Origin of the sequence: Paenibacillus timonensis, from assembly GCF_022427145.1 — a bacterium.
Taxonomy (GTDB): Bacteria; Bacillota; Bacilli; order Paenibacillales; family Paenibacillaceae; genus Fontibacillus; species Fontibacillus timonensis.
Map to the genome: position 1 here is coordinate 37,289 of NZ_JAKSXN010000017.1, position 25,511 is coordinate 62,799.

Below are 25,511 nucleotides of genomic sequence, written 5' to 3' on the forward strand. Positions count from 1 at the left end.
GAGCGGGATCAATCCATCCTCCAAACCTGGTGGGGAACGTGGAGCCCGGCCGGGGACGGCAAGTCCTTGCGCACGGAGCTTGCTAGGTCCAGCACCATGGTGGCGTGATCTTCCCCGTAAACAGGCCAAGCCGGCAAAGAATCGGTGTTGGGGTCTCCGCTGCGGATAAATGCGCTCCATGCCGCCCTCATCCCGCGCGCAAGCCCGTTCATCTCATCCTTCACGGCATAAGGGTCTTCGGAAGTCGGCGTGAGGAAGGAGTCGGGATCTGCGGCAAATGCCGCTTGGATCAAGCTGCCTTCATACCCATGGATGGCGCCAAGTCTGCCGCCGCACCGAAGCCGATACATCCAAACCGGTGCACCGCATAAGGTCACGGCATCCGCAAACTGCATCGCCCCGATCCCATACAAGTGCTCCGTTAAGGTTCGGGTCCAAGCAACTTCAGAGGACATCGATTTGCTGTAGTGCTGATAGGCGTTCCACACGGCATTGGCATTCCTCCCAAAGAATCCCTCAAGCACCCCTATGTGCGGGGACTTCAGCAGCGGATCATTCTGAATAAAAATCGCCGCTTCATCTTCGTTCGATCCAATCAGCAGCGGCGGCAGCCCTTGATCTTGCTTGAGGCTTGCCAGCGGATCCAGAGGGATGACAAGGCCATCCGCCACAGGACCAAACATGTGCAGATTGTGCGAGGTATCGAAGCCTACTGCCGATTGGGCTTCAATCAGCATCTCTGCGGGAAGCTCGAGCAATCGGTACGAGTTCGCCGGCGACAGCCCTAGCTTCTCAAGCAACCTCCGACCGGTCACGTCCGCGGTCAGTTGATCCCGAATTGCTTGCGTTGCTCCGCTCTGCGCAATCGCACGGTGAAACAGGCCACGTGCCTTCGGCATGACATAAAGAGACGCCACGCATTTGGCTCCTGCCGAATTTCCAATGACGGTGACGCGTGAGGGGTCGCCGCCGAAGGCTGCGATATTGTGCTGAACCCACTGTAAAGCAGCTATAATATCGAGCATTCCATTGTTGCCCGACGTCGCGTATTCTTCACCTAACAGTTCCCCCAAATACAAGAAACCTAACGCGCCCAGCCGATAGTTGATCGAAACATAAACGATGCCTTCTTCCGATGCGAAGCTAAGACCATCGCATTCCGCCCCGCTTCCCGCTACGAATCCGCCGCCATGGATATATACCATGACTGGCTTAAGCCCCTCGCTCCTGTCTTCCGGTGTCCATACGTTCAGATACAGGCAATCCTCGGACTGCGCCAGTTCCGATAGGATGCCCTCTTGTGCCGGATTCTGAAGTGCGATGGCACCGAACCGATCGCACCGTCTTACGCCTGGCCATGGAAGCGGAGGAGCCGGCGGTCTGAATCTTCGCAGGCCCCCCGCTCCTGAGGCGTAGGGAATTCCTCGAAATACGTAGGCCCCCTCCATTTTCAAGCCCTCGACTTTGCCCGACAACGTCTGCACAATCAAGATGATCGTCTCCTGTCCTTTCAATGTTGTGACTATTATAGCTTGCTTGATTTCATGAACCATAATATATATTTGAATATATATATCATAACTTATAGGTTATGAAGGTAGGAGGCGATATCGGAGTGGAGATGTTGCAGTTGAAATACTTTCAGACGGTTGCTCGCATGGAGCATATGACGAAAGCAGCGCACGTCTTGCATATTTCGCAACCGGCACTTAGCAAGATGATCGCGGCGCTGGAAGCCGAGCTAGGGACCGAACTGTTTCAGCGGGAGCGCAAGACGATTCGCCTGAACGAGCACGGCAGGATATTTCTTCAGCATGTGAATCTCGCACTGCAAGCGCTCGAGGATGGAAAGCAGCAACTTCGGGATGCCAACGGATTCGCTTCTTCCGTCGTTACACTCGATGTTCGGGTGTCCTCGCACTTGCTTCCAGGCCTATTGGCTGATTTTCGCACGGAATGGCCGAACGCTCAATTCAACTTACTGCAGCATGTCTCCCCGATGGACGATAGGACGAACTATGATCTATGCCTCTCCGACGGAGCCGAGCCGCCTCCTGGAGCGATGACAGTCTCCTTGCTTGAGGAGGATATCCTTGTTTCCGTTCCGGCCGACCATCCTCTCGCACACCGGGAACAGGTCAGCTTGAGAGCGCTTCGGGAGGAAGACTTTATCATGCTGCCAACCGGCAAGTCGTTGCGCGAGACGACGGATGCCTTCTGCCGGCTGGCCGGGTTTACTCCCCGGATTCGGTTTGAGAGCGACGATCCGGCCACCGTACGGGGATTAATTCGTGCGGGCCAGGGCGTTGCATTCCTGCCCGCCGTAACTTGGGGCGGCTCAACCGGAACGGGCGTCAGGCTGCTGAGACTCGAAGAAAGCTGGTGCAAGCGCTCGATTTCTTTGTCCTGGCCGAAGGATAGGTACATGAAGCAAATTTCGGAACAGTTCCGTGACTTTACGATCCATTACTTCGCCAAGTTGGCCGAATCGGAGATAAATTACGAGTGAGGGATGGAGGAACTGACGGACGGCCGCAAAAATTGTTCGCTGCGAACGAAGCGGGGGCGGGAAAGGAATACATCCGGTCGCATCTTAGGGAGAAGCAAGAAAGAACCTTCTATTCCATCAGGAACAGAAGGTTCTTACATTTATATCAAGCGCAACGCCTAGGCCCCGAGAAACAGGGTCATATCTTCCTCCACGTTCGTGATGCCCCCGATGCCGAAATTGTCGATCAGAACCTGGGCAACATGGGGCGACAGGAAGGCTGGCAAGGTAGGGCCGAGATGAATGTTCTTGACGCCGAGATACAGCAAGGCCAGCAGAACGATGACGGCCTTTTGCTCATACCAGGCGATATTGTACGAAATCGGTAACTCGTTAATATCCTCAAGACCCAACAGTTCCTTTAACTTGAGCGCAATGACGGCCAGCGAATAGGAATCGTTGCATTGACCCGCATCCAGGACGCGTGGAATGCCGCCGATGTCGCCGAGGTCCAGCTTGTTATATTTGTATTTGGCGCAGCCGGCGGTCAAGATCACGGTATCGTGGGGTAATTCCATGGCAAACGACGTGTAGTAGTCACGCGATTTCATTCGCCCGTCGCAACCGGCCATCACGAAAAACCGCTTAATCGCCCCGGTCTCCACGGCCTGGACGATCTGATCGGCCAGAGTGGTGACAGTATGATGGGCAAAACCGCCTACGATCTGCCCGCTCTCGAGCTCCGTCGGCGATGGGCAGCTTTGGGCGTGCGCGATGAGTTCCGAGAAGTCCTTGGGTTGACCGTTTATACCGTCCGGAATATGCCGCACCCCGGGATAGCCGGTATTTCCCGTCGTATAGATTCGATCCTTATAACTTGCCGTTGGCGGAACGATACAGTTGGTCGTCATCAGAATCGGGCCGTTGAAGGAGGCGAATTCCTTCGTTTGTTGCCACCAGGCGTTGCCGTAATTGCCAACGAAGTGGCTGTATTTCTTGAAGGCCGGATAGTAATGGGCCGGAAGCATCTCGCTGTGGGTATATACGTCCACGCCGGTTCCTTCGGTCTGAACCAGCAGCTCTTCCAGGTCTTTCAAATCGTGACCGCTGATTAAAATGCCGGGGCGATTCCGTACGCCGATATTGACCTGGGTTACCTCCGGATGGCCGTAGGTGCTGGTGTTAGCCTGATCCAATAAGGACATGGCCTCCACGCCATACTTGCCTGCCTCTAGAATCAAGGCGACGAGGTCGTCTGCGGTCAAGGCATCATCGAGAGTGGCGGCCAGCGCCCGGCGTAAAAAATGATCAATATCCGCCTGAACATAGTCTAACTGGTAAGCATGGTAAGTATAAGCCGCCATCCCCTTGAGCCCATAGGTCAACAGCTCGCGCAAGGAGCGAATGTCTTCGTTTGCGGTGGAGAGGACGCCCACCTGCTTCGCTTTATCCGCGAACTGGATTTCCTCATCCGCATCCCAGCGCGCGGCATCGGGCAGGGCCGCCGTCGACTTGCTTGGATGCCTCTCGTTCCAGCAGCTTCGCACGGCATCGCGCAAAGCAAGAGCTGCGCGAATTTGGCTGACGAAGAAGTCGCGATCAAAATTGGCATTCGTAATCGTCGCAAACAAGGCGTTCATCGTAAAAACGGATAGCTGCCGATCGATGGGTTCCGGCAGACCGCTCTCCAGCGCAAGGAATGCCGCGCCTTTGAGTACATAGATGAGCAAATCCTGCAGATTGGCTACCTCCTCAGACTTTCCGCAAACGCCTGCGATCGTGCAGCCCGTTCCACCGGCCGCCTCTTGGCATTGGTAACAGAACATAGACGGCTCTTGACGCATTTCGGTCGTGGCATGACTTGGGTTCATGGAGAAACCTCCTTGGAATAGGGATAGTAAGGGAGATGCGAGTATGTGTATAATTTCACAATTCGGAATTTGAGAGCGCTGCACCTCCGATTCTGCCAGAAGCATATCGCCGGATCGTTTACGGCTGAGTGATCGGGATCACAATTATTTCCACAAAATAGAAAACATACCACAAAATCTCGCAATCTAGAGAAAAGTTGATATAATACAGTTAATGATACCGGAGGTGGAATATGGAAACCTTTAAGAAGATAATGAAACCCGTGCTTTGGGGCCTTTTGACCATGGCCATCCTAGGAATGGTTATCGGCTTTGCCACCGATCATTTTACGTTTGCCTACCGAATTATGCTGGTTTTGACCTTGGTTCTGATAGGATGTGGAAGTTATTATTATATGAAGAATCTAGAACGCCAGTATTTAGATGAGAATCGGAGATATAACCGTCAATACGACTACATCTCTCGGGATGATGACTTTCTCAGGTAATAGGTTGCGGATGATCCTCGGTCCCGAGGTCGATGCTTGGAAGCGGGATAAATCTCGCTTCTTTTTCGTTTGCGCACGCTTTGCATCGAACCTCTAACCCTACGAGTGATGTACTTACTGGACTAATCGGTTGCGGAAATTATACAATACGATATGTTAACCACTAGATGCGTGGAATTTCAAATGAGGTGAAACGATGCAACGAACACAGAAATGGCGCAAACGGGCCGTAATCATAGGCTTGACGGCAATGATGACGGCAATCCTGTCCGGCTGCGGAGGGAATGCAGGGAATAATGAGAATCCGGCGGCTGCGGAGCCAGCCGCAAAACAATATTATATTTTTGATACGGTGGTTAACATCAAATTGTACGATGACCCCAAAGCCGAGGAGCATCTGAACCATATCGACAACATGCTGAAAACCTTGGATGAAGAGCTTAGCCGTACGTTGGAGACGAGCCAACTCTACAAAGTGAATCAAGAAGCCGGTAAACAGGCGGTTGAAGTTTCGGAGGATACGATGAAGGTGCTGGAACGTTCGCTTGACTACGCCGAAGAAACGGACGGGCTGTTCGATCCAACCGTCGGCGGGCTGGTCGATCTATGGGATATCGGACATGAGGGGGCCCATGTTCCAGCGCCGGAGGATTTGCAGCGGGAGCTGAACCTGGTTGGCTATAAGGATGTCGTAGTGGACGATGCCAAGCGCACCGTCTTTCTGAAACGGCCGGGGATGGTGCTGGATCTGGGCGGCATCGGCAAGGGTTACGCGGCGGACGAGGTTGCTGCCTATTTACGGGCGGAAGGCGTCAAGAGCGCGCTGGTTGACCTTGGCGGCAGCAGCATTATCGTCATCGGGAACAAACCTAACGGCGACAGCTGGAACGTCGGCCTCCAGGATCCCGATAGCTCGCGGGGCACGACGATGGGGACGATTCGATTAAGCGACCAGGTGATTGATACCTCCGGAATCTATGAACGTTACTTCATCGAGGATGGCGTGATGTATCACCACATCCTTGATCCGAGAACCGGCGTGCCGTCGCAAAACAATCTGAAGAGCGTCACGATCCTGGCGGACAACGCAACGGACGCTGACGCGCTGTCGACGTTCGTTTATGTGATGGGCCTTACAGAAGGGTTGAAGTACATCGAGGATTTGAACGATGGGACGGAAGGAATGTTCATCACGAAGGACAATAAGATTTACGTCACGTCGGGACTCAAGGATACGTTTAAGGTGACGGACGAGCAGTACACGCTGGTCGAAGAATAGCAGGCAAGGGACGTTCAAGCGATTGAGCGTCTTTCTTTATCCTAAAACGATTTGATAAAGGAGTTGGTCTCTATGAAACTGATGTTGATTTCGGATATCCACGGGTCAAGCGCTTGGCTGGACCGGGCGATGGCCAAAGCTGCAGAAGAGCAACCCGATCAGATGATCATGCTGGGGGATTTCTTGTACCACGGCCCAAGGAATCCTCTGCCTGACGGATATGATCCGAAACGGGTAGCGGCAACGCTCAACGGGCATAAGCAGCGCATCATCGCCGTTCGCGGGAACTGCGATGCCGAAGTGGATCAAATGCTGCTCGAATTTCCGATGATGGCGGATTACGCCATGCTCTACTTCGAAGGACGCCGGATCTACGTCACGCATGGACACGGATACAGCATCGAGCAGCTTCCGCCGCTGGCGCCCGGCGACGTGTTTATCCAGGGACATACGCATGTGCCTGTAGCCGACCGCAAGGGCGGCATCTATGTGCTGAACCCGGGATCCATCGCGTTACCGAAAGAGGATTACCCGAATTCCTATGGCGTGTTGGAGGCGGGGGCGTTTATCGTTAAGGATTTTGCCGGAGAAACCGTGAAACGGATCGAGTTTACTCCATGACTAACGAACGGATCGAACATCAGCTGCGGCTCCTCCCCGCTTCGCCGGGGGTTTATTTGATGAAGGACGCGGCCGGAGGCATTATTTACGTCGGCAAGTCCAAAAACCTGCAGCAAAGGGTTCGCTCCTATTTTCATGCTTCCCGTAACCGCTCCAAGAAAGTTGAAAGACTTGCGCATAACGTCAAGGACTTGGAGATCCGCCTGACGGATACCGAATTCGAAGCACTGATGCTGGAGTGCCGACTGATACGCGAACTGAACCCGATGTATAACAAAAAAATGAAAAGCCCGCACGGTTATGCGTATATCGCGATCCGGGATAACGAAGGGATTTGGGACTTGGAAGTCGTGGATAACCCTGAGGCCCCGGGGATCCGACAAGTTTACGGACCCTATACGGCGAGCCGGCATACCGTGGAGGATGCGGTCCGAAGCATTCGCGAAGTTTTGCGTATCGCCTGCAATCGTAACCGTTCTGCTTTTACCGGCGTCCCTTGCTTGAACCATTCGCTGGGGTTATGTCTCGGTGCATGCTTGGGCGGGGATGCGGTCCAAAGCAACAATCAAGTCCTGGCGCGATTCGACGCGCTTCTTGACGGTCGGGATCCCGGCCTTAGGGAAGAGCTGGAGCTGCGGATGCGGGAGGCTTCCGGGCAATATGACTTCGAAGCCGCGGCCAAGCTTAGGGATGCCTTGAACGCGATCGATTTGTTTGCCAAGCAGGAGGAGATCGCCGGGTTCGCCGAGCAGAACCGGAACGTCATAGTGTTGGAACGTTTGGGCGAACGGGAGGCCAAGTTCTTTTTGCTGCGGCGGAATCGGATTCTGTATAGCCGGAAAGTGGACCTCTCGGAAAGCGCAAATGCAACCCTGTTCATGGAAATGATCGGGGAGGCGTTGAACTCCTTTGATATGGCGGGGCTTCCTTTAGCCGGCAAGCCCTCCCGTGACGAAATCGATGAAGCCCGGATCATCTACCGTTATTTGCAAAGCAGTGACTGCCGCCATGTGTCGATTCCGCAAGCGTGGATTAAGTCCGCAGACGTCGCACGTATCGCTCGGGCTCTGGAAGAGATGATTTGAAGAATCTATGAAACTATCTTATTATTGACAGCGCTTACATAAATCGTTTATGTTTGAGGTGGAAATATAAACCAATATTGGCACAGAGGAGGATTTGTGATGGTAAGGAAAAGCTCCAACACCGTCAACGACATCATGAGAATGCTCCGTACGTTGCTATTTTGTGTTGTTCTTTCTGCTTCGACATTAAGCGGTTCGATGTTTGCGCCGTCAGCCAAGGCGGCGGAGGGGGAAGCCGGAGTATCGGGAATCGAGCCTAGCGGGTTTCTCAAGGCGAATGGTACCGTACTTCGGGATAATTACGGAACTGGCAATATCGTCACTCTGCGGGGGACCAATCTCGGCGGCTGGCTGCTGCAGGAGGGCTGGATGTCGCCGCTCGGCGTAAAGGACGAATGGACGCTGCGCGAAACGTTGACAAGCCTGCATGGGGCAGAGACCGCGGAAAGCCTGATCAAAACGTATCAGGACGCCTGGTTGACGACGCGGGATCTGGACAATGTCCAAAACATGGGGATGAACATGGTCCGCGTCCCAATCCTGTACCTTGAGCTGATGGACAAGTACGGCAACTGGAAGCAGGATCCGTGGAGCAAGCTGGATTGGCTCGTCCGCGAGGCGGGGAATCGAGGCATTTACGTCTTGCTGGATTTGCACGGCACGTTTGGCGCCCAGAATACGTTCGATAACTCCGGCGAGGCCAACTCGGACCCGCAGCTATGGAAGAACAAAGAATATCAGGATCGCACCGTCCGGTTGTGGGAAGGGATTGCGGACCACTATAAAGGGAATCCGACCGTGGCCGGTTACGATCTGTTAAACGAACCCGACCGGGTTAGCAAGGAGCAGTTGAACGCTTATTACGATCGGCTGTACAAAGCGATCCGCGCGATCGACCCCGATCATGCGATCTTTATTGAAGCGGCGTGGAGCTGGGGTCAGCTCTATGACCCGGACACGTTCGGATGGACGAACGTCGTGTACGAAATGCATTATTACGCGATGGCCGGGAGCGAGGCTTCCGACTGGAATGCGCAGAACAATCTGGTGAACGGCGCCTTGCAGGGGCTTCGAGATCATCAAGCCCAGTGGAATGTTCCGGTGTACGTCGGGGAGTTCTGCCTGTTCGATTTCACCGATCTATGGGAGAAGTTCTTGGCCGGAATGAACGCCTCCAACATCTCCTGGACGAACTGGACGTACAAGGTCAGCTCGAACTACGGGAACTGGGGATATTTCAACAATAACCCGAATCCGGTACCGAACATCACGGGCGACAGCCCCGCGACGATCGCCGCCAAATGGAGCAAGTTTAATACGGAGAATTTCAAGCCAAATCCCACACTGCAAAATTTGGTGAAGAAATATACGACCGGATCAACGCCTCCCCCGGCACCTACCGGGTTGGTTTACTTGATCTCTGAAGCCAATAAGAAAATCGTCAGCGCGGAGAACGCCGGCAGCGATCCGCTGGTGGCGAATCGCGAAACGGCCCAAGATTGGGAATTGTTCGAGGTCGTCAACAACAGCGATCAGACGATTTCGCTGAAGTCGAAAATCAATGGGAAGTACGTCACCGCGGACGTGAACATCGGCGGCAAGCTGGTTGCCCGCGGCGAGAGCATTCAACTCTGGGAGAAGTTCAGGAAGGAACAGCTGGTCGACGGGACGATCGCATTGTTCGCGCTGGCCAACAACAAGTACGTTACGGTGGATTTAGACAACGGAGCGGGACTGGTGGCGAACCGCGACAAGGTTGGGGGCGCCTGGGAGGCCTTTTGGCTGATCACCCAGTGATCATCGTCCGAAGATCAAACAAAGGCAGTGGGGAAGGATGTGGCTCCCCGCTGTTTTTTTTTCTCAAATTCAGGCCTGGATCCGTTAATAAAATTTACCCATTTTGGAAATAACATATCCGCATGCTTTAGACCGAGGAGGGAATGTATTGCTCATCCAGGAAAGCCTGTATCCTTCGATCAATGAAAATATCGCGTTGATCCAACGAATATTTCCCGGGGATTCCACCATCAAGTTCCGCAAATTCCAGCATCCCTCAGTGAAGTCCTTTTCGGGCTGTCTGATTCACATTGAAGGCATGGTTAGCACCGAGACGTTAAGCAATTACATTCTCAGACCCATTTTAAGGTTCCAGATAACCGAGGAAACCCACGAAATTCCTTATATGCAGCTGTTGATGGAGGGAATCATCGAGGTCAGCGAACTTCGTTTACTGGACGATTTGGATGGAATCTTGAACGAGCTCTTGTACGGGAACACGGTTTTGCTGCTTGAGGGGGATGCACAGGCCCTGATCGTTGGGACACAAGGGTGGCAAAGCCGGTCCGTGTCGGAACCGGGAACGGAAAAGTCTGTGCTTGGTCCGAGGGAAGGTTTCACCGAATCGCTGATCATCAATTTGTCGCTCATCCGGCGAAGGGTGAAGAGCCCGGATTTAAAATTCGAATTCCTGGATATCGGGAAAACGACGAACACGACGGTTTGCCTTTGTTATGTGGAAGGTGCCGTCTCCCGCAAGATCTTGCAGGACCTCACCCAACGTTTGGAACGTTTGGAGATTGATGCCTTGTTAGATTCCGGGCAGCTGCAGGAAATGATTCGCGATCATACCTTGACGCCGTTCGAAACGGTGGGCAATACGGAACGTCCCGACGCCCTGGCCGGCAAAATTTTGGAGGGACGCATTGCGTTGTTGGTGGACGGAAGCCCGTTTGTGCTGACGGTTCCTTTTTTATTCGTGGAATATTTTCAGGTGAGCGAGGACTATTACAGCAATTACCTTTTTGGTTCGTTCAACCGGATCATGCGATTTCTCGGCGAATATTTGGCCGTTCCGGCGATCTACGTCTCTTTGGTCACCTACAACCAGGAAATGATGCCTACCCCGCTGTTGCTGAGCATATCCGCGGCAAGGCAATCCGTGCCTTTGCCAACGGTGGCGGAATGTTTTGTCATGTTAATCGTCTTTGAGATTCTGCGGGAGGCGGGAACCCGAATTCCCAATTCGATCGGCCAGGCGGTAAGCATTGTGGGCGCATTGGTATTGGGTCAAGCCGCGGTCGATGCGAGGGTCGTGAGCGCTCCCATGGTCATCGTCGTTGGGATTACCGGTATTACGACGCTGCTTAACGTCAAGATGAAGGCAGCCTCGATCACCACCCGGTTCATTCTGCTGGTGTTGTCCTCGTTTATGGGCCTTTACGGCTATATGTTCGGAATGATCGGATTGGTCATTCATTTGATGAGCCTGCGAAGCTTCGGGGTGCCTTACATGCTTACGGTAGGTTCTTTCAAGGAGTCCGACATCAGGGATACGGTGATCCGGCTTCCTTGGTGGGGCGTAAAGGTCGGAGCTCCCCTGGCGCAGGCCAAACGGCGGATCCGGAAAGTCAGGAGGTAACGCCAGATGACGAAGAGAGCACGCGTAAAACGGTTGGCCGCTATGCTGTGCAGCCTCACGGTCTTCACGTTATCCGGTTGCTGGAATTATCGGGAAGTCGATAAAATGACGACCGTCGCCGGGATTGCCATCGATAAAGGCGAAGACGGCCAAATCAAGCTGACCGTCGAGATGGTCGACGGCTCAGGGGGGCAGGACGCAATGAGCGTCGGTTCGAGCCGGATCAGTTTATCCGGAAAGACGATGTTCGACATTGTACGTAGAATGATTACGGAGTCCGGCAACCGATTATATTGGGCCCATGCCAAGTCGATCATTTTAAGCGAGGAGATCGCAAGGGATGGAGCAGCGAAAATTATCGACTGGTACGTTAGGGATTCGGAGACGCGGGCGGATATCCATATTCTGGTGTCCGGAGAGGAAACGGCTGAGGAGGTGCTTTCTAGCGATGGTAATTCGGGCGAACCGCTTTCCTACAAGATCGACGATATCTTGAAAAATGAAAATAGCGTATCTAACTCCCCCGTGATCGAGATCTTTGATTTCGCCGATACGATCAATACCCCCGGCATCAGCAGCTTATTGCCGATGGTTTACTCTTCGGAAAATAAGGAGGCCAAGACGGCTTCGATCCGCGGATCGGCCGTTTTCGATATCGACAGGATGTTGGGAAGGATAGATGCCCCAAAAACCAAGTTCGTATTGTTTTTACGGGACGAAATCAAAGGGGGAATCCTGACCCTGGGCGGGTATAACCAGCCGCCGGGGATTTCTTTGGAGATTTTTAAGAACAAAACCAAAGTGGAACCGGTGCTAGTGGACGGTCAGGTCGAAATCCGGGTGAAGACACATACGGTTACGGCGGTTGACGAAGTGCAAGAAAATGTCGACTACTATACGGCTAAGGGACGAGCGGAAATCGAGAGGATGGCAGAAGACATGTTGGTTAAAGGAATGGAAAACGCGATCGAAATTGCACAAAAGCGGTATAAACAGGATATCTTCGGCTTCGGCGACCGGATTCATAAAAAGATGCCGAAGGCATGGAAGTCGCTTGAACCGGATTGGGACGAGGAATTTTCCAGGTTAAAGGTATCGGTGCAAGCCAAGGTTGAAATCAAGAGAACGGCGTCGACCAAAAAGCCGATCAAGACGGAGGAAGAGGAGTCGTGATCCTGCTTACGATCATGGCATATGCACTCATCGTGTTGCTGGATCAAGTCCAAACGTACAAAAACGGATATAAAAAGGACTTTGCGATCAGCAGCGCAATGGGACTGCTGTCTTTCGCGGCGGCTCTGGCGCTGGCCGGAGGCGCTACGCTGCCGAGTCCGACGCAGGGGATCGAACAACTGGTGGGGATGTTATTCAGTCCATAACCCGGGAGGTGAATTCGCAATGAACAAGGAAATGGTTACCGGCGGCGAAGCCAGAACGATCTTGATCCTGTTCATCATGGGCAGTACGATGATCCTGGGGGCGGCAGGGCAGGCCCAAAACGACTCCTGGATCGCCATCCTGATCGACATTTTCCTGGCTATTCCGGTCGCTTTGATTTCCGCCAGACTGTTAACGCTTTATCCTGGGCAAAACTTGTTCGACATTTGCCAGAACGTGTTCGGCAAAGCTTTGGGGAAAGTGTTCGTCCTGCTGTATGTTTGGTATGCCGTTCATTTGGCTGCCCTAGTGCTTAGAAATTATGGGGAGTTCATGACTTCCGAAGCGATGCCGGAAACGCCGATGCTCGTGCCGATGCTTCGTGGCCTTGCTCAGCGTAATCGCTGTGCTGAACGGCATTGAAACGTTGGGGCGGAGCGTGCGGCTGCTTTTTAACCTTTGCATGGTGACGATTTTGATCGTGTTGTTCCTCACCATCGGAAGGATGGAGTTCGATAATATCCTTCCGATATTGGATCGCGGCTGGCGTCCGGTTTGGGAAGGGGCCTTCTCCGCCTTTTCGTTTCCGTTTGCCGAATCCTTTTTGTTAACCGCCATTTTGGGCGGCGTGAGGGATAGCAAATCGTTCGTTCGTATTTTCCTATTCGGGTTATTGATCGGCGGAGGTTTGATTCTGTTCATTTCGTTCCGCAACATCTTCGTCTTGGGGACGTATACGATGAGCAACGTGTATTTCCCCTCCTATGCGGCCGTGGGCCGGATTAATGTCGGGGATTTTATACAGCGCATCGAAGGTACGGTAGCCATCGTCTTCGTGATTTGCGTGTTCGTGAAGTTCAGCGTATGCTTGTTGGCTGCAAGCCAAGGCATCGCGAAGTTGTTTCGTCTGAACAGTTATCGCAGCGTGGTCCTTCAAACGGGTCTTCTGACCACGTATTTGGCCTACTCGCTGTTCGACAATATTATGGACATGGAGTTTTTCGCTATAGAAATATACCATTTCTACGCGTTTCCATTCCAGGTCGTGTTCCCCGTGCTTTTGCTGCTGGTTGCCGAAATCAAGGTGCGCTTGGCCCGCCGGGCGAGGTCCGGATAATGGCTTCGGTTTACAAGGGATACCGAATTGACATATCATGAGGCTATATCATACATACGGAAGGAATGTGGAGATGGAGAGAAAGACAGTCGATCTTCCTAGGCCGGAAGCGATGATTTTTGACATGGACGGGACGTTGTTCAAAACGGAAACCTTGCTGGTTCCGGTGTTTCATAAAGTATTTGACCGGCTGCGGGAAGAGGGGCTTTATTCCGGGGAGACGCCGCCGGAAGAGTTGATCTTAAGCTGCTTGGGGATGCTGCTGCCGGAAATTTGGCGCCGAGTTATTCCGAACCATGGCGAGACCGTGCATCGCCGGGCCGACGAACTGCTGCTGGAATTCGAGCTGGAAGGGCTGCGGCGGCTGGCTACCGAGCTCTATCCGCAGGTGCCGGAAACACTGCAGGAGCTAACCCAACGGGGCGTGCGGCTGTTCGTCGCCAGCAACGGGCTGGAGCATTACGTCAAAGGCGTCGCCGAAGCGCACCGTATTTTCCCGCTGTTCGAAGGCATCTTTAGCGCCGGGGAGCATCAGACAGCGAGCAAGGTCGATTTGGTCAAGCTGCTCTTGGATCGGCATGGCGTGTCCCGCGCCTGGATGGTCGGCGACCGTTCCTCGGACGTCGAAGCCGGCAAGCGGAACGGGCTGACGGTGATCGGCTGCGCTTATGCCGGATTCGGCGATGGCGGCGAGCTGGCCGGATCCGACGTGCTGATTGGCTCTTTTGACGAGCTATTGCCGCTTTACGATCAATCGGAGGAAGCATAACCCGCAACGATGAGCATAATCGTTTTCTACTAATTACGGAGGTGTTCAATATGCAAAACATCCAACTTCAATCCATTCGGTCATACGGAATCAATCATCGGTATGCGGCCGTTTGTTGCGGAATGGAACGGTAATTCTGAATTGACGCGCCGCCTGCCCGAAAGGCGGTAAATGTATTGTTTAATGAACAAGCTGCAAAAATATTTTATTTAATGAACTTTATTACTTCATTAGCCGGAAGCACCATATTTACGACATACAGCATTTATTATGTTACCCAGCTCGGCTTAAGTCCGCTTGAGCTTGTCTTGGTCGGCACGGTGTTGGAACTGACCGTGTTGCTCTTTGAAGGGATAACCGGCGTGATCGCTGATACTTATAGCCGGAAGCTCTCCGTCGTTATCGGCATGTTCGTCATGGGGGCAGGATTCATTTTTGAAGGAAGCATCATTTGGCTGCAAGGTTTTGGCTTGATGGTTCCGGTCGTGCTTTGGGTCATGTTCGCTCAAGTATTGTTTGGCGTAGGCCATACGTTCGTCAGCGGCGCGGACAGCGCTTGGATGGTTGATGAGGTGGGGGAGTCGGCTGCCGGGACTGTGTTTTTGCGTGCCAAACGAGTGGCGCTAACGGCGTCCTTGCTGGGGATCGGCATTAGCGTTGCTCTTTCCTTAGTATCCCCAAATCTTCCTTACTTGGCTGGAGGATTCATGTATGTTGTGCTCGGATTACTCCTGATTCGCGGGATGAAGGAGTCGCGTTTTGTAAGGGCGCAAAGCCCGGATCGAACCTCTCATTTCCAAGAAATGGGGCGGACATGGAAAAGTGGGGCAAGGGTGATCGTCCGCAGTCCGCTCTTGATGGTCATCGTATTTGTCACGCTGTTTAGCGGAGCAGCTTCGGAAGGGTATGACCGTCTCTGGGAAATTCACTTGATCCAAGAGATCGGTTTTCCGAACGGGATGTTTACCATGGCCGTGTGGTTTGGCCTGATCAGCGCGTCTTCGGTCGTATTGGGCATGCTGGCGGTAGGATTTACGGAGAAAAAACTGGACATGAGCCGTGATCGAGCCGTTTCCGCCGCCATGTTCGTGTTGACTTCCATTCGGATCGTTGGCATCCTTTCGCTTGCCTTGGCTACGGACTTCGTATGGGCGCTCGCGTCTGTACTTGCCGTAAGCGTGGTCGTTACCGTGAGCGAGCCCATCTATGCGACATGGTTAAATATGCATCTTCGCAGCGAGAACCGCGCCACAGTGCTGTCAATGGTCAGCCAGTCGGATGCACTTGGCCAGACGGCGGGGGGGCCGGCCGTAGGCTGGATTGGAAGCCGCTTCCGAGTCAGGGCTTCCCTGCTTGCTGCAACGGTTCTGCTGGTGCCGATTTTAGGCGTGTTCGGACGGATGCTGCGCAAGCGGCAATAACGCTTCGGATGGACTGCATACAATGAAAAGCCGCTTCCCTCCTAATTAGAGGGGGAAGCGGCTTTATGCTTATACAGCCAAAGCGCGTACTCCAGCGGTTTGACGATCGCTGCGCGATACGCTTGCGAATCGCCCGATTGATTGAACACCTCGCGGGCGGGCTTGGGATTCACCTCAAGCAAGTAAACCTGGCCGTGGCGGTTGATCGCCAGATCCAACGCCAGTTCGCATAGGGCCCCGAAGGTCTCCTCCAGGTAGGTCGCGACCTCCAGGCTGAGCTTCTCTGCCGTCCGGCGCACCTCCTGGCGCCGCTCCTCGTCCGGGATCCACTGCTTCAGCAACGTATTCATCGCCACCGCATGACCGCCTCCGTGAAGGTTGGAAGTGACGCTGCGGGGAGGACCGACGCGTCCGGTGCAGCCGGTCATCTCCCATTTGCCTTGGCCGTTCTTCTGCACAAGCATCCGGTAGTCGTGAACGCGGCCGTTCGGCAGTTTGATCTGGATGCCTTGCTGGGCGATGAAGCGGCCGCTCCCCTTCCAGCCCAGCAGGAAGGGCCCCAGCCGGGATTTGTGAATCTTCTGGGGAGTAATGATGCTCCGGTTCTGCCGTCTCCCCTGGATTAGGAACAGGTCGCCGTTCAGGCGTTCCACCCGTAGGATGCCTCGGCCGCCCGTGCCGTTAATCGGCTTGACGTACACGGCGGAATGCTTTTTAAGCAGGCTCATCACGTCGCTGCTGCTATGAAATAACACGGTCTCCGGAAGGTTGGAACGGAATCGCCCTCTGCGGGACAATGTCTCGTATATCGTCCACTTATTGCGCAACGGGCGGTTGAGAAAGGTCAGATGACTGTAACGCGCACGGAACCGCAGCAGCTGTTCGAACCGCTTGCTGCGCTGAATCCGGCAGCGGTCGAAGATCAAGTCCGGAAAGCTGCGCCATTTGCGGAACCATTTCTTCCCTTTCGGGTCATACTCGAGCGCAAAAATCTTCTTTTTCTGGTCGAAAACGTCCATCGGGGTGAACACGAAAATGTCCAGACCGATTTTTTGTCCCTCGGTGATCATGCGCTGGTAGATATGCCGTTCCTCCAGCTGCTTCTTGTCATTGAGGTACAAGGTCAGGATGCCCAGGACGGGTTGAGACAACCATATCACCTTCTTTGTTGTTATAGGCGGCCGATTCGGCATGCTCCGGGGAGACTGGCCGTGTCTCCAACAGGAGCAGCGTTTGTCCGTTCGGGCCCCGGGTCAGGCCCGAGGCGTACAACCCCGCGCGAAAGCACAGGCGCAGGCTCTGGACATGACTGAGCGCAACCCGGCAGCTTAGCTGCTTTAGCCGGGTCAGCTGGGCTTGGAGCAGCTTCGCCCCGATCCCGCGGCCGCGGTACAGCGGATGCACGACGACCACGCAAAGGGTGCGGCCGTAATCCGCGGCGCAAGAAACGCCGGCCAACCGTTCCCCGTCCTCCGCCCGAATTCGGGCGACGAGCAGGGAGCAGCCAGGGCGGTCAAGATCGCTTGGCGTCAACCGGAGCAGGGCACGGAGGACGGCGGGCGAGACGCGGCCGGCCCCGTATTTTCGCACGAAAGCCAGGATTTCGCTGTGCTGCAGCTCCCAAGGGACTCCGGTTTCCTGGGTTACCGCTCTAATCTCCATCACTACCGCCCTCCTCTATAGGTAGTTCAAAAAGTCATCTTTGGATCACGAAGCAGTTCAGTGAGGCTGATTCGGCGTCGAATCTTGAATTCAGTCGGGTCTTCCGTTGCTCACGTACCCAAAACGTACGCTGCGCTACTCAGACCCTAACTTCATCCAACCTTCTCGGTGCGCCCAACCTAACTTTTTGAACCTTGATTGTAACGGTGGTTCAAAAAGTCATCTTTGGATCACGAAGCAGTTCAGTGAGGCTGATTCGGCGTCGAATCTTGAATTCAGCCGGGCCTTCCGTTGCTCACGTACCCAAAACGTACGCTGCGCTACTCAGACCCTAGCTTCATCCAACCTTCTCGGTGCGCATTAATCCGACATTAACCCGACATTTTGAACTTTCGTTTCAACGTTCATGCTTTGAATTTCGGCTGACGGGACAAATACTGGCTGTATTGAAAAATCCGCTCCAACGATTTCTTGCGGATATGCGGTTCGTCGAATTTCATGGGCTTGGCGTTCGCTTCAAAAAACCACAACCGACCGTCGGTGTCCACCCCCAGATCCATGGACATTTCCCCGAGCAGGAAGCCGGATTCCTTCTCGATCTGCTTGGCGATCAGGAGCGCGCTCGATTTGATCCGGCTTAGGAGGAGCGCCGTCATGTCAGGACCGAACGCCGGAAGAAGCATCTTCTCCGGATCCTCGATGCTGCCGCCTTGGGGGACATGGGTCGTGATCCGTTTCGGCCCGGCCAGGCGGGCACCGACCCCGGTCACCATCCAGATGCCTTTGCCGTTTTTTTGCACGAGCACGCGCATATCGAAGTGGCGGCCCCGAAAGGGCGTCAGTTCGATGCTCTCCTGCATGATGTACGGCGTGTCGCCCGCCTCTTTCTTGATTCTTTTCCATAATAAAGGCAGTTTGGCGGTCTTATAAACGACGTTTCGGCGCCGCTTTCCTTGGATCGTCAGGCGGTACGGCTTGATATCGTTCGCGTCCAGCCGCAGCAGCATGATCCCCTTGCCGGCTTTGCCGCTTTCCGGTTTGAGGTACAGGCTGCCGAACTTCTCCAGCATCGCGGCCAGCGTTTTCGGCCCCAGCATTTTTTTCGTGTCCGGCACGAGCGTTTTGGTTGCCCGGCTTTTCTTCAGCCATTCGAACAAGCGCCGTTTGTTGAAGAAAAACGGATTAAAGAGATGAATCGACTCGTGCTCGATCACCTCGTCGATTTTACGGCGCACTTCCGGTTTCTTCTCATCCTCCCGCTGCGGAATGCGGTTGTACACGACGTCGGGCAAGGGGAACCAATGCTTCTTCCACGTTTTATCCTCCGGATGGAACAGGTATCCCTGAATGCGTTTGGCGCTGAGTTTCAAATCCTTGGCGGTCACGACATACACCGGATAATCCAACTCCTGTCCGGTTTTGACGAGATCCCTGAAGTTGTTGCGGTTTCCGCGGAACAGCCGGTCGTTGTCATCCACCGTCAGCACGGCGACGACCGGCTTCTTCTCGCTCAAGAGCGGATTGCTCATGAGCCATCCCTCCTCCGGAATTTGCTCAAGTAAAGGCAATGATCCAAGATGTGGTCCACCGATGCCTTCCCTTCCGCCCGGAGCGACGGGTGCTTAAAGATCGAACGGCCCGGTTTGGCGTTGGCTTCGAACATCCAGATCCTCTCTTCCCGGTCGATCCCGATATCAAACCCGATCTCGCCGATCAGATGCTGCTGATGGGATTCGATCGCTTCGGCCAGCGTGATCGCGACGGTCTTGGCGTTCCGCAACACCTCGTCGGCACGCGCGCCAAACGCGCGGCTGAGCGCCTGCTCCGGCGTGAGCAGGGAGCCGCCGTTTTTCAAGTGGGTCGTGACGCTGCCTTTGCCGGCTTTTTTGGCTCCGATGCCGACGACGACCCATTGGTTTTTCCCGTTCTTATGCATATGGAAGCGAAAATCGATCGGGCAGCTGTCGATTTCGATTAAACGGATTCCCTGTTGGGCAACGTACCCGCGGAGCGACCGGCCGTGTCTGGCCTGCAGCGTGCGCATCAGGCTGGCGAAGGATGAGAAGCGCAGCAGGGCATTGCGTCCGTTCTTCCGATATCTGGCGTAGTAGCCGCTTCGCGGGATATAGGACAGGCGGTAAATCCCGTTGCCCAGGCTCCCGCTGTTTGGCTTGTAATAGACCAGGGAATGCCTCTCTAACATCTCCTTGATTTGTTCAGGCGCAGGGCTCATGATCGATTCTGGGACGTAGCGGCCGACGGTAGCGTCTTTCTCCAGCAAGCGGTAGATGTCGGATTTATTGAAGAAGCTCCAGTTGAAAAAAGGGATTCTCCGGCGGACGAACCGTTCCCGAAGCTGATTGATCGAACTTGTGGTTTCGGCACGGCGGCTGGGTAGGCGGTTGTAAACGACGTCCGGCAGCGGCACCCGTTTTCGCACGAACCGGCCCGCCTCGGTAAGAAAGTAGCCGTTGACCGTATCGTCCTCCCAATGGATATCCCGCGGAGTGAACGCGAAAATATAAGAGATCTTGCTCCCCTGCCGGAGCAGCTGCTTGATGAAACCGGTTCGTGATCCGAACGGATTCGCCTGCGAGGTCATGGGGCCGTCGGACAGCACGCCGATGAGCGGGCCGATCTGCACTTCTCCTTCCTGCAGGCTGCGGAGATAGACGCCGCCGGGCTTGGGGATCTTGATGCCCCTGCGAACGCCGCTGGCAAGGTACAGGTGTTTTCCCGCTTTATTAATTCGTTTGATGGTGGCGGGAACCCGTTCCCCGCCGAGTCTCAGATGAACCGACTTTTTTCCGGACAGCTTCAGATTCTTCATTAGAGCCCCTGACACGTAAACCACCCGCTCGGGGGCTTGCGTGAAATGGACGTTGCAAAAAGTCAAACTCATGGATTTTATCCTCCTAAAAGTGATCAGGGTTTGCTCAGCAGTAAATAGCGGGCATAGCCAATCGGATTTTCCAGCGACCTTCTGGCGGTTTCCGCATCGCCGATCCGAAAGAACGAAGAGCGTCCCGGTTTGGAGTTGACCTCCAGTACCCACACGCGGCCTTGGCGGTCTACGCCGAAATCAAGGCCCAGTTCCGCCAGCCTGCCGAAACGGGTCTCCAGATAGGCCGGAATCAAGAGTGACAGTTTGCGGATCGCGGCTTCGGCGGCTTTACCTGCAGCCCCCCCGAGTTCACGAATGAGAAAAGGCAAGGCCCGATGGGCGGTGCCGCCCCCGTGCAGATTGGAGGTAAGCGAATCTTTGCGTCCGACGCGAACCGCCATCCCCGTCAAACACCATTCGCCTTTGGCGTTTTTCTGCATCAGGACGCGGACGTCAAACGGCTCGCCGCCGGAGCTGTTCAACTGCAGATACGGCTGAATCAGGAAGGGCCGTCTTCCGGTAAACCGGTCGACCCAATCGAACCCTGCTTGCTTGGTGGGAAAACGGCGCCGGAAAATCGTGTTCTGTCCGCTCCGGCCCATCACCCTGATTTCATCGCGGGGCAGGTGCCATTTGACATGCAGTGTCCGTTTTCCATGCGTACCATTGCGCGGTTTCAAGAACGCTTCACCGTCATGGACCTGGAGCCATTTCTCCAGTTGGGCCGGACCTTGATAAAGCGACGTCTCCGGCAAATGTCCGGCGACCTCCGGGCATTCGAGCAGGGCTTGGTAAACCACCCATTTGCCCGCGAGACCCCGGGCCAGGTAAACGAAAGGATGCTCGGCGGCCAACCGTTCGAGCAACCGGTGCTTGCGCAGCTGCTGTTTGCGGTCATGGGTCAGGCAGCGGTCGTAAATGATGTCCGGCCGGGGCAACCATTTGCGGATCCAGGTCCCGTGTTCAAAAGCGTAGGCCGGAATGCCGGCAGCATTCCCCAATGCGATCCAACCGAGGCAGAAGACATACACAGAGAGGCCCTGTCTTTCGCCGATGCGGCATAACCTGCGGCAGAACGCGGCTTCCGCGAAGGGAAGCGGCCCGTTGCTTTCGGCGACCAGGATGCCAACGGTCCCTTGAGGTGTTTTGTTCATGGCGGATCTCTCCCTTCCAAGAGGCCCTAGACGTGCTGCCTCTAAAAGCCGGACAAATAACGGGTATATTCGATCACTTGCTTGACCGACGGACGGATTTTGCCTTCGCCCATCGGGGTATTATCATTTTTGGACGGCTTGGAGTTGACCTCCAGCAGCCATACCCGGCCGCTCGTTTCCACAGCCAGATCGATGCCGAATTCCCCGAAGTGGGCCGGAATTTGCGCATCGACGCTTTGAGCGATATCCAGGGCCGCTTTCTTCAGCCTTGAGGCGACTTTGCCCTTCACCCCTTGCGGCAGCGAACTGCGTGCGATCGCGTCCTTCACAGTGCTGAGGGTGCCGCCTCGGGCCAGATTGGAGACGAAATGCTGACTGCCCGCGATCCGAGCCACAATGGAGGTCGTGTTCCATTTGCCGGAGAGGTTCTTCTGAACCAGCGCGCGAAAATCAACCGGCCGGTGTTCCACCTCGATCAAATGAAGCCCCTGCTGGATCTGATAATGGGTGGCCTTCATTTTGCCGGATAGCGTCGTGAACAGCTTGGCGAGGTTCGGATACACTTGACGCCGGGTGCCGCCGACCTGGGCGGTCAGCGTCTGGAAAGCTCCGCCCTCGAGCCGCGAAATGCGGATAATGCCTTTGCCCAGGCTTCCTTTGATCGGTTTCAGGAAGACGACCGGATATTTGGCGCACATCGCTTTCAGCATGGCGTAATTCCGAAACAGATGCGATTCCGGCAGGTAACGCTGTACGGAGGCATCTCGGCCAAGTGCGTCGAATACTTCGGTTTTGTCGAGATACTTTTCGTTGAAAAAATGGCTCCCGTAGCGGGATTTTACTTCTTTCATAAAATGCTGTACGCTAGGTTTGTTCTCCAATTTCCGCGAATTCAGCCGGTTATAGAAGACGTCTGCGGCAGGCAGCTGGGTTTGCTTCCACCCGTTCCCATAGACCCAGCCCGAGACCTGGCCTGCGCTTGTGCCGATATGTTTGGGCGTGAAGAAGTAGACGAAAACCCCTTGGCGCGAGCAGGCGTTCACGAGCTCCTTGCAGAACAAGGTCATTTGGCCAAACGGCCTTTCCGGATTGCCGGGAAAATCCTGGCTGAGCAGAATGCCTAACAGCGGACCCAATTGAAGGGTCGAGGAATGCGGCCGGTAGATGAGTCGCAGCGGCGACCGCGGTTGAATTCCCATTTTCCTAGCAAGGCCGGAACTCATGCGAACTCCGTCGGATCTGGATAAAGGAATGACTTTGACGCGGTGCCGGAATGATCCGAAGGCGAGCAGAAGCGGAAGATGCGTCGGGATTTTCCATTGTTTGATCAGCATGTCTCCGAGCACGAGAATGTCGTCTTCAAGAATGCCCGGACTCATGATTTGTACCGTAATTTTTTTGGAGGGCATGAATGCGGATCTCCTTCCAAGCTAAGCTAGAGTCTTGGATGCAAGTAAAGATCATCTGCGTAAAATGCATGTAATGCATCATATGAGGACATAGAATCCTTGGTGATTAACCTATGCCCGTTTTCGGCGGTCCCCGGGCGAAGGGATGAAGCGTTCAATTCCTTGCCGGGCGCGGCCCGAAGGCGGATTTTGCGGGAGATAGTTAGGGCGGCAGCCTAAGAGAAAGAAGGAGGAAGAGAGGGTGCCCGATTGGCTTTACGTGTTGGTAAGCGTCGCGGTGGCCGCGTTTGTCGGCGGTGTCACCAACCATTTTGCGATTAAAATGCTGTTTCATCCGCGCAACCCCGTACATATCGGCAAGTTCCACGTTCCCTTTACGCCGGGACTGATCCCGAAACGCCGGGATGATATCGCCGAGTCGTTGGGACAGGTGGTGGCGGAGTATCTCGTGACGGCCGAGGGATTGCAGGAAACCGTGCAGCGTCCGGCATTCCGGAACAAAGCGGAGGACGCCATGCGCGGGTTCGTGGAGCGCCTAGGCTCCAGCGAGACGACGCTGCGTCAGGCAGCGCTCCGGGTGTGGAGCGAGGCGGAGTTCGAAGCGCTGAAGACCCGGCTGGCGGCTGGGGTTAGGGAAACGGCCATGCGGGGGGTCGCGCGGCTCTGGGAGCATACGGACCTTAGCAGCCTGCCGCTGAAGCGGCTAGTCCCCGGCTGGTCCGAGGAGAACCGCAAAGCTTGGAGCGCCGCACTGGCCGGGGCGCTGCTGGGCGTCGTCGAGGAAGAGCTGCTGTCGGCCAGCGGTCAGCGCATGCTGTCGAGAATGGCCGCGGGAATGATGGATAAGGCGGGCGGATTCCTCGGTACGATGGCGGCCATTTTTATGGACGAAGACAAATTGGTGCAAAAAATGACTCCGGCGCTCGTCCAGGCGCTGCGGGGCGAGGAAGCCGCGAGCAAAACGGCCCGGGCGATCGAAACGCGGTTGGAGCTGTACGGCGAGAAGCCGGTCGCGGAGCTGCTGGCGCTCTTAACCGGCGAGGAGGCGCTGGACTGGCTGGGCGGCAAGCTGGAGCAGCTGCCGCTGGAGCGGTGGCTGGAGCAAGCGGAAAGCGTGCCGCTCCGCTCGTTGATCGAGCCTTGGAAGACGCAGGCCATCGCCTTTATCCCGGTTCTGACCGAGCATCTGCTGGGCCTTGTCGCCAAGGGGATCCCGACGGCGATGCAGGCGGTCGATCTGCCCGGCCTGGTCGAAGAACAGGTGCAGAAGTTTCCGGTGGAACGCCTGGAGGAGGTTATCCTCAGCGTCTCGGGCAAAGAATTTCGCGCCATTACCTGGCTCGGCGTGCTGCTCGGCGGGATCATCGGCTTATTCCAGTCGTTGCTGATGCTGTGGATGGGGTAGTAGAGGCGGCGACGGCGATGGTTATTACGGAAGGGTAACTACGAAACTTTTGTCTAACGCTTACGGTAGAGCTTATTTCCTGATTTTTGCATTAAACTGCGTTCGTTCCATAGCAATAAGGTGTCTGATCAGCGTTAAATTAGTAACTCCTTGTTTTTTGGGCAAATAAGCTTCATGATCCGCGTTACACAAGGCATAAAACGGTACGGGACTGGCCCGCCTATACCTTCTTGTTACATAAATACTAATTGGAGGTTTACAAATGAATATTTACGACAAAGCGCATGAACTGGCGGCAGCCTTGAAGGACAGCCCGGAGGTGTCCGAAATTACGGCAGCGATGAAGCTGGTGGATGCCGATCCCGAGAGCAAACGGATGTTGGACGAATTCCGGGTCCGCCAGAACGAAGTGCAGCAGCGGATGATGAGCGGCGAGATGCCGTCGCCGGATGAAATGGAACGGATGGAGAAGCAGTTCGAGGTGCTGAGCCTGAACTTGAATATCCGCCGTCTGTTTGATGCCGAACGCCGGCTAAGCGTGATCATTCAGGACGTCAACAAGATCATTACGGACAGCCTGGCCCACCTGTACGGCGCGGGGATCTAAGTCTCCGTTTCCGCCCGTATCTTTCATCAACAAGTTTCTATCATATTCCTGCAGCTCCATTCATAGAGATAGAAGAGACAAGGGTTAACGAACCTCATCCCATATCTCGTAATCTATGAAAATAAAGGAGTTGCGGAAGATGAAAACCGTAAAAAAACCGAGCAAATGGAAGCATGTCGTTTATCTGATTCTGGCATTGGCGATGCTCGTATATGCACTGCCGATGATTTCCTTTGAGCCTGGAGCCGGCTGGGTATCCTTGTTCGGCGCGGTGTGGGCGGGTTTTGCTTTCCTCGTCATCGGGGCACACTTGCATTTTCTCCTGGGCGTAGGCGAGGAGAAGCAGCGGGAGCTGGACAAAATCCGGCGGGCGAAATACCGCGAATGGGAGCTCCAATGGCAGGAGGACGGCAAACGCGGCGAAAATGCATAAGCTTCAGCCGGGGCGAAAATCGC

At 54.8% G+C, this 25,511-nt stretch carries 24 protein-coding genes; 16 read left to right on the top strand and 8 right to left on the bottom strand.

All coding sequences use genetic code 11. The features are described from left to right. Positions 1-8: 8 nt before the first annotated feature. Entirely contained in the window at positions 9-1,484 is a 1,476-nt protein-coding gene (locus tag MJ257_RS08740) for a carboxylesterase/lipase family protein (RefSeq protein ID WP_240268926.1), read from the bottom strand. Between the two features lie 137 nt (positions 1,485-1,621). Between MJ257_RS08740 and MJ257_RS08745 the strand changes: the two genes are divergently transcribed. Then, the gene (locus MJ257_RS08745) at positions 1,622-2,509 is read left to right on the top strand and encodes a LysR family transcriptional regulator (RefSeq protein ID WP_240268927.1); all 888 of its coding nucleotides are present in this window, start codon (positions 1,622-1,624) and stop codon (positions 2,507-2,509) included. Positions 2,510-2,667: 158 nt separating this feature from the next. Here the strand turns inward: MJ257_RS08745 and hcp are convergent, their stop codons facing one another. Then, entirely contained in the window at positions 2,668-4,359 is a 1,692-nt protein-coding gene (gene hcp / locus MJ257_RS08750; RefSeq protein WP_240268884.1) for a hydroxylamine reductase, read from the bottom strand. Between the two features lie 233 nt (positions 4,360-4,592). On the opposite strand from hcp, the gene MJ257_RS08755 reads away from it, so the two are divergent. From MJ257_RS08755 to MJ257_RS08805, 12 genes are all read left to right on the top strand, one after another. Next, positions 4,593-4,847, top strand: a complete 255-nt coding sequence (locus MJ257_RS08755; protein WP_240268885.1) for a hypothetical protein — start codon at positions 4,593-4,595, stop codon at positions 4,845-4,847. A gap of 196 nt (positions 4,848-5,043) precedes the next feature. Further along, positions 5,044-6,126, top strand: coding sequence for an FAD:protein FMN transferase (locus MJ257_RS08760; RefSeq protein WP_240268886.1), 1,083 nt, complete (start codon positions 5,044-5,046; stop codon positions 6,124-6,126). A gap of 72 nt (positions 6,127-6,198) precedes the next feature. Beyond that, complete coding sequence (yfcE, locus tag MJ257_RS08765) at positions 6,199-6,747, top strand: phosphodiesterase (RefSeq protein ID WP_240268887.1); 549 nt, start codon at positions 6,199-6,201, stop codon at positions 6,745-6,747. Continuing rightward, entirely contained in the window at positions 6,744-7,832 is a 1,089-nt protein-coding gene (locus tag MJ257_RS08770) for a GIY-YIG nuclease family protein (protein ID WP_240268888.1), read from the top strand. Before yfcE ends, MJ257_RS08770 begins: the two co-directional genes overlap by 4 nt. 99 nt (positions 7,833-7,931) lie before the next feature. Continuing rightward, positions 7,932-9,629, top strand: a complete 1,698-nt coding sequence (locus MJ257_RS08775) for a cellulase family glycosylhydrolase (protein WP_240268889.1) — start codon at positions 7,932-7,934, stop codon at positions 9,627-9,629. Between the two features lie 148 nt (positions 9,630-9,777). Continuing rightward, a complete protein-coding gene (locus MJ257_RS08780) occupies positions 9,778-11,250 on the top strand; it encodes a spore germination protein (protein WP_240268890.1) in 1,473 nt (490 codons plus the stop codon). Positions 11,251-11,256: 6 nt separating this feature from the next. Continuing rightward, positions 11,257-12,423, top strand: coding sequence for a Ger(x)C family spore germination protein (locus MJ257_RS08785; protein WP_240268891.1), 1,167 nt, complete (start codon positions 11,257-11,259; stop codon positions 12,421-12,423). 14 nt (positions 12,424-12,437) lie between these two features. Further along, positions 12,438-12,629, top strand: a complete 192-nt coding sequence (locus MJ257_RS08790; protein ID WP_240268892.1) for a hypothetical protein — start codon at positions 12,438-12,440, stop codon at positions 12,627-12,629. A gap of 19 nt (positions 12,630-12,648) precedes the next feature. Then, positions 12,649-13,050: a GerAB/ArcD/ProY family transporter gene (locus MJ257_RS24795; RefSeq protein WP_270406154.1), complete on the top strand. Its 402-nt coding sequence runs from the start codon at positions 12,649-12,651 to the stop codon at positions 13,048-13,050. Next, positions 13,010-13,744, top strand: a complete 735-nt coding sequence (locus MJ257_RS08795) for a GerAB/ArcD/ProY family transporter (RefSeq protein ID WP_308193174.1) — start codon at positions 13,010-13,012, stop codon at positions 13,742-13,744. The genes MJ257_RS24795 and MJ257_RS08795 overlap by 41 nt, the downstream gene beginning before the upstream one ends. A gap of 73 nt (positions 13,745-13,817) precedes the next feature. Beyond that, the gene (locus MJ257_RS08800; protein ID WP_240268893.1) at positions 13,818-14,513 is read left to right on the top strand and encodes an HAD family hydrolase; all 696 of its coding nucleotides are present in this window, start codon (positions 13,818-13,820) and stop codon (positions 14,511-14,513) included. A 212-nt stretch (positions 14,514-14,725) separates the two neighbouring features. Continuing rightward, a complete protein-coding gene (locus tag MJ257_RS08805; RefSeq protein WP_240268894.1) occupies positions 14,726-15,934 on the top strand; it encodes an MFS transporter in 1,209 nt (402 codons plus the stop codon). 41 nt (positions 15,935-15,975) lie between these two features. On the opposite strand, the gene MJ257_RS08810 is transcribed toward MJ257_RS08805, so the two are convergent. From MJ257_RS08810 to MJ257_RS08835, 6 genes are all read right to left on the bottom strand, one after another. Then, complete coding sequence (locus MJ257_RS08810; protein ID WP_240268895.1) at positions 15,976-17,085, bottom strand: YheC/YheD family endospore coat-associated protein; 1,110 nt, start codon at positions 17,083-17,085, stop codon at positions 15,976-15,978. Next, complete coding sequence (locus MJ257_RS08815) at positions 17,042-17,596, bottom strand: GNAT family N-acetyltransferase (protein ID WP_240268896.1); 555 nt, start codon at positions 17,594-17,596, stop codon at positions 17,042-17,044. The genes MJ257_RS08810 and MJ257_RS08815 overlap by 44 nt, the downstream gene beginning before the upstream one ends. 404 nt (positions 17,597-18,000) lie before the next feature. Then, entirely contained in the window at positions 18,001-19,125 is a 1,125-nt protein-coding gene (locus MJ257_RS08820; protein WP_240268897.1) for a YheC/YheD family endospore coat-associated protein, read from the bottom strand. Continuing rightward, a complete protein-coding gene (locus MJ257_RS08825) occupies positions 19,122-20,498 on the bottom strand; it encodes a YheC/YheD family endospore coat-associated protein (protein ID WP_240268898.1) in 1,377 nt (458 codons plus the stop codon). The genes MJ257_RS08820 and MJ257_RS08825 overlap by 4 nt, the downstream gene beginning before the upstream one ends. 23 nt (positions 20,499-20,521) lie before the next feature. After that, positions 20,522-21,634 (bottom strand): YheC/YheD family endospore coat-associated protein, encoded by a 1,113-nt coding sequence (locus MJ257_RS08830; protein ID WP_240268899.1) that lies wholly within the window; start codon positions 21,632-21,634, stop codon positions 20,522-20,524. Between the two features lie 41 nt (positions 21,635-21,675). Further along, positions 21,676-23,043 (bottom strand): YheC/YheD family endospore coat-associated protein, encoded by a 1,368-nt coding sequence (locus tag MJ257_RS08835; protein ID WP_240268900.1) that lies wholly within the window; start codon positions 23,041-23,043, stop codon positions 21,676-21,678. A 241-nt stretch (positions 23,044-23,284) separates the two neighbouring features. On the opposite strand from MJ257_RS08835, the gene MJ257_RS08840 reads away from it, so the two are divergent. From MJ257_RS08840 to MJ257_RS08850, 3 genes are all read left to right on the top strand, one after another. Further along, positions 23,285-24,448: a DUF445 family protein gene (locus MJ257_RS08840; protein ID WP_240268901.1), complete on the top strand. Its 1,164-nt coding sequence runs from the start codon at positions 23,285-23,287 to the stop codon at positions 24,446-24,448. Between the two features lie 262 nt (positions 24,449-24,710). Then, the gene (locus MJ257_RS08845) at positions 24,711-25,055 is read left to right on the top strand and encodes a YlbF/YmcA family competence regulator (RefSeq protein ID WP_240268902.1); all 345 of its coding nucleotides are present in this window, start codon (positions 24,711-24,713) and stop codon (positions 25,053-25,055) included. Positions 25,056-25,194: 139 nt separating this feature from the next. Further along, positions 25,195-25,488, top strand: coding sequence for a hypothetical protein (locus tag MJ257_RS08850; RefSeq protein WP_240268903.1), 294 nt, complete (start codon positions 25,195-25,197; stop codon positions 25,486-25,488). Positions 25,489-25,511: the final 23 nt, after the last annotated feature.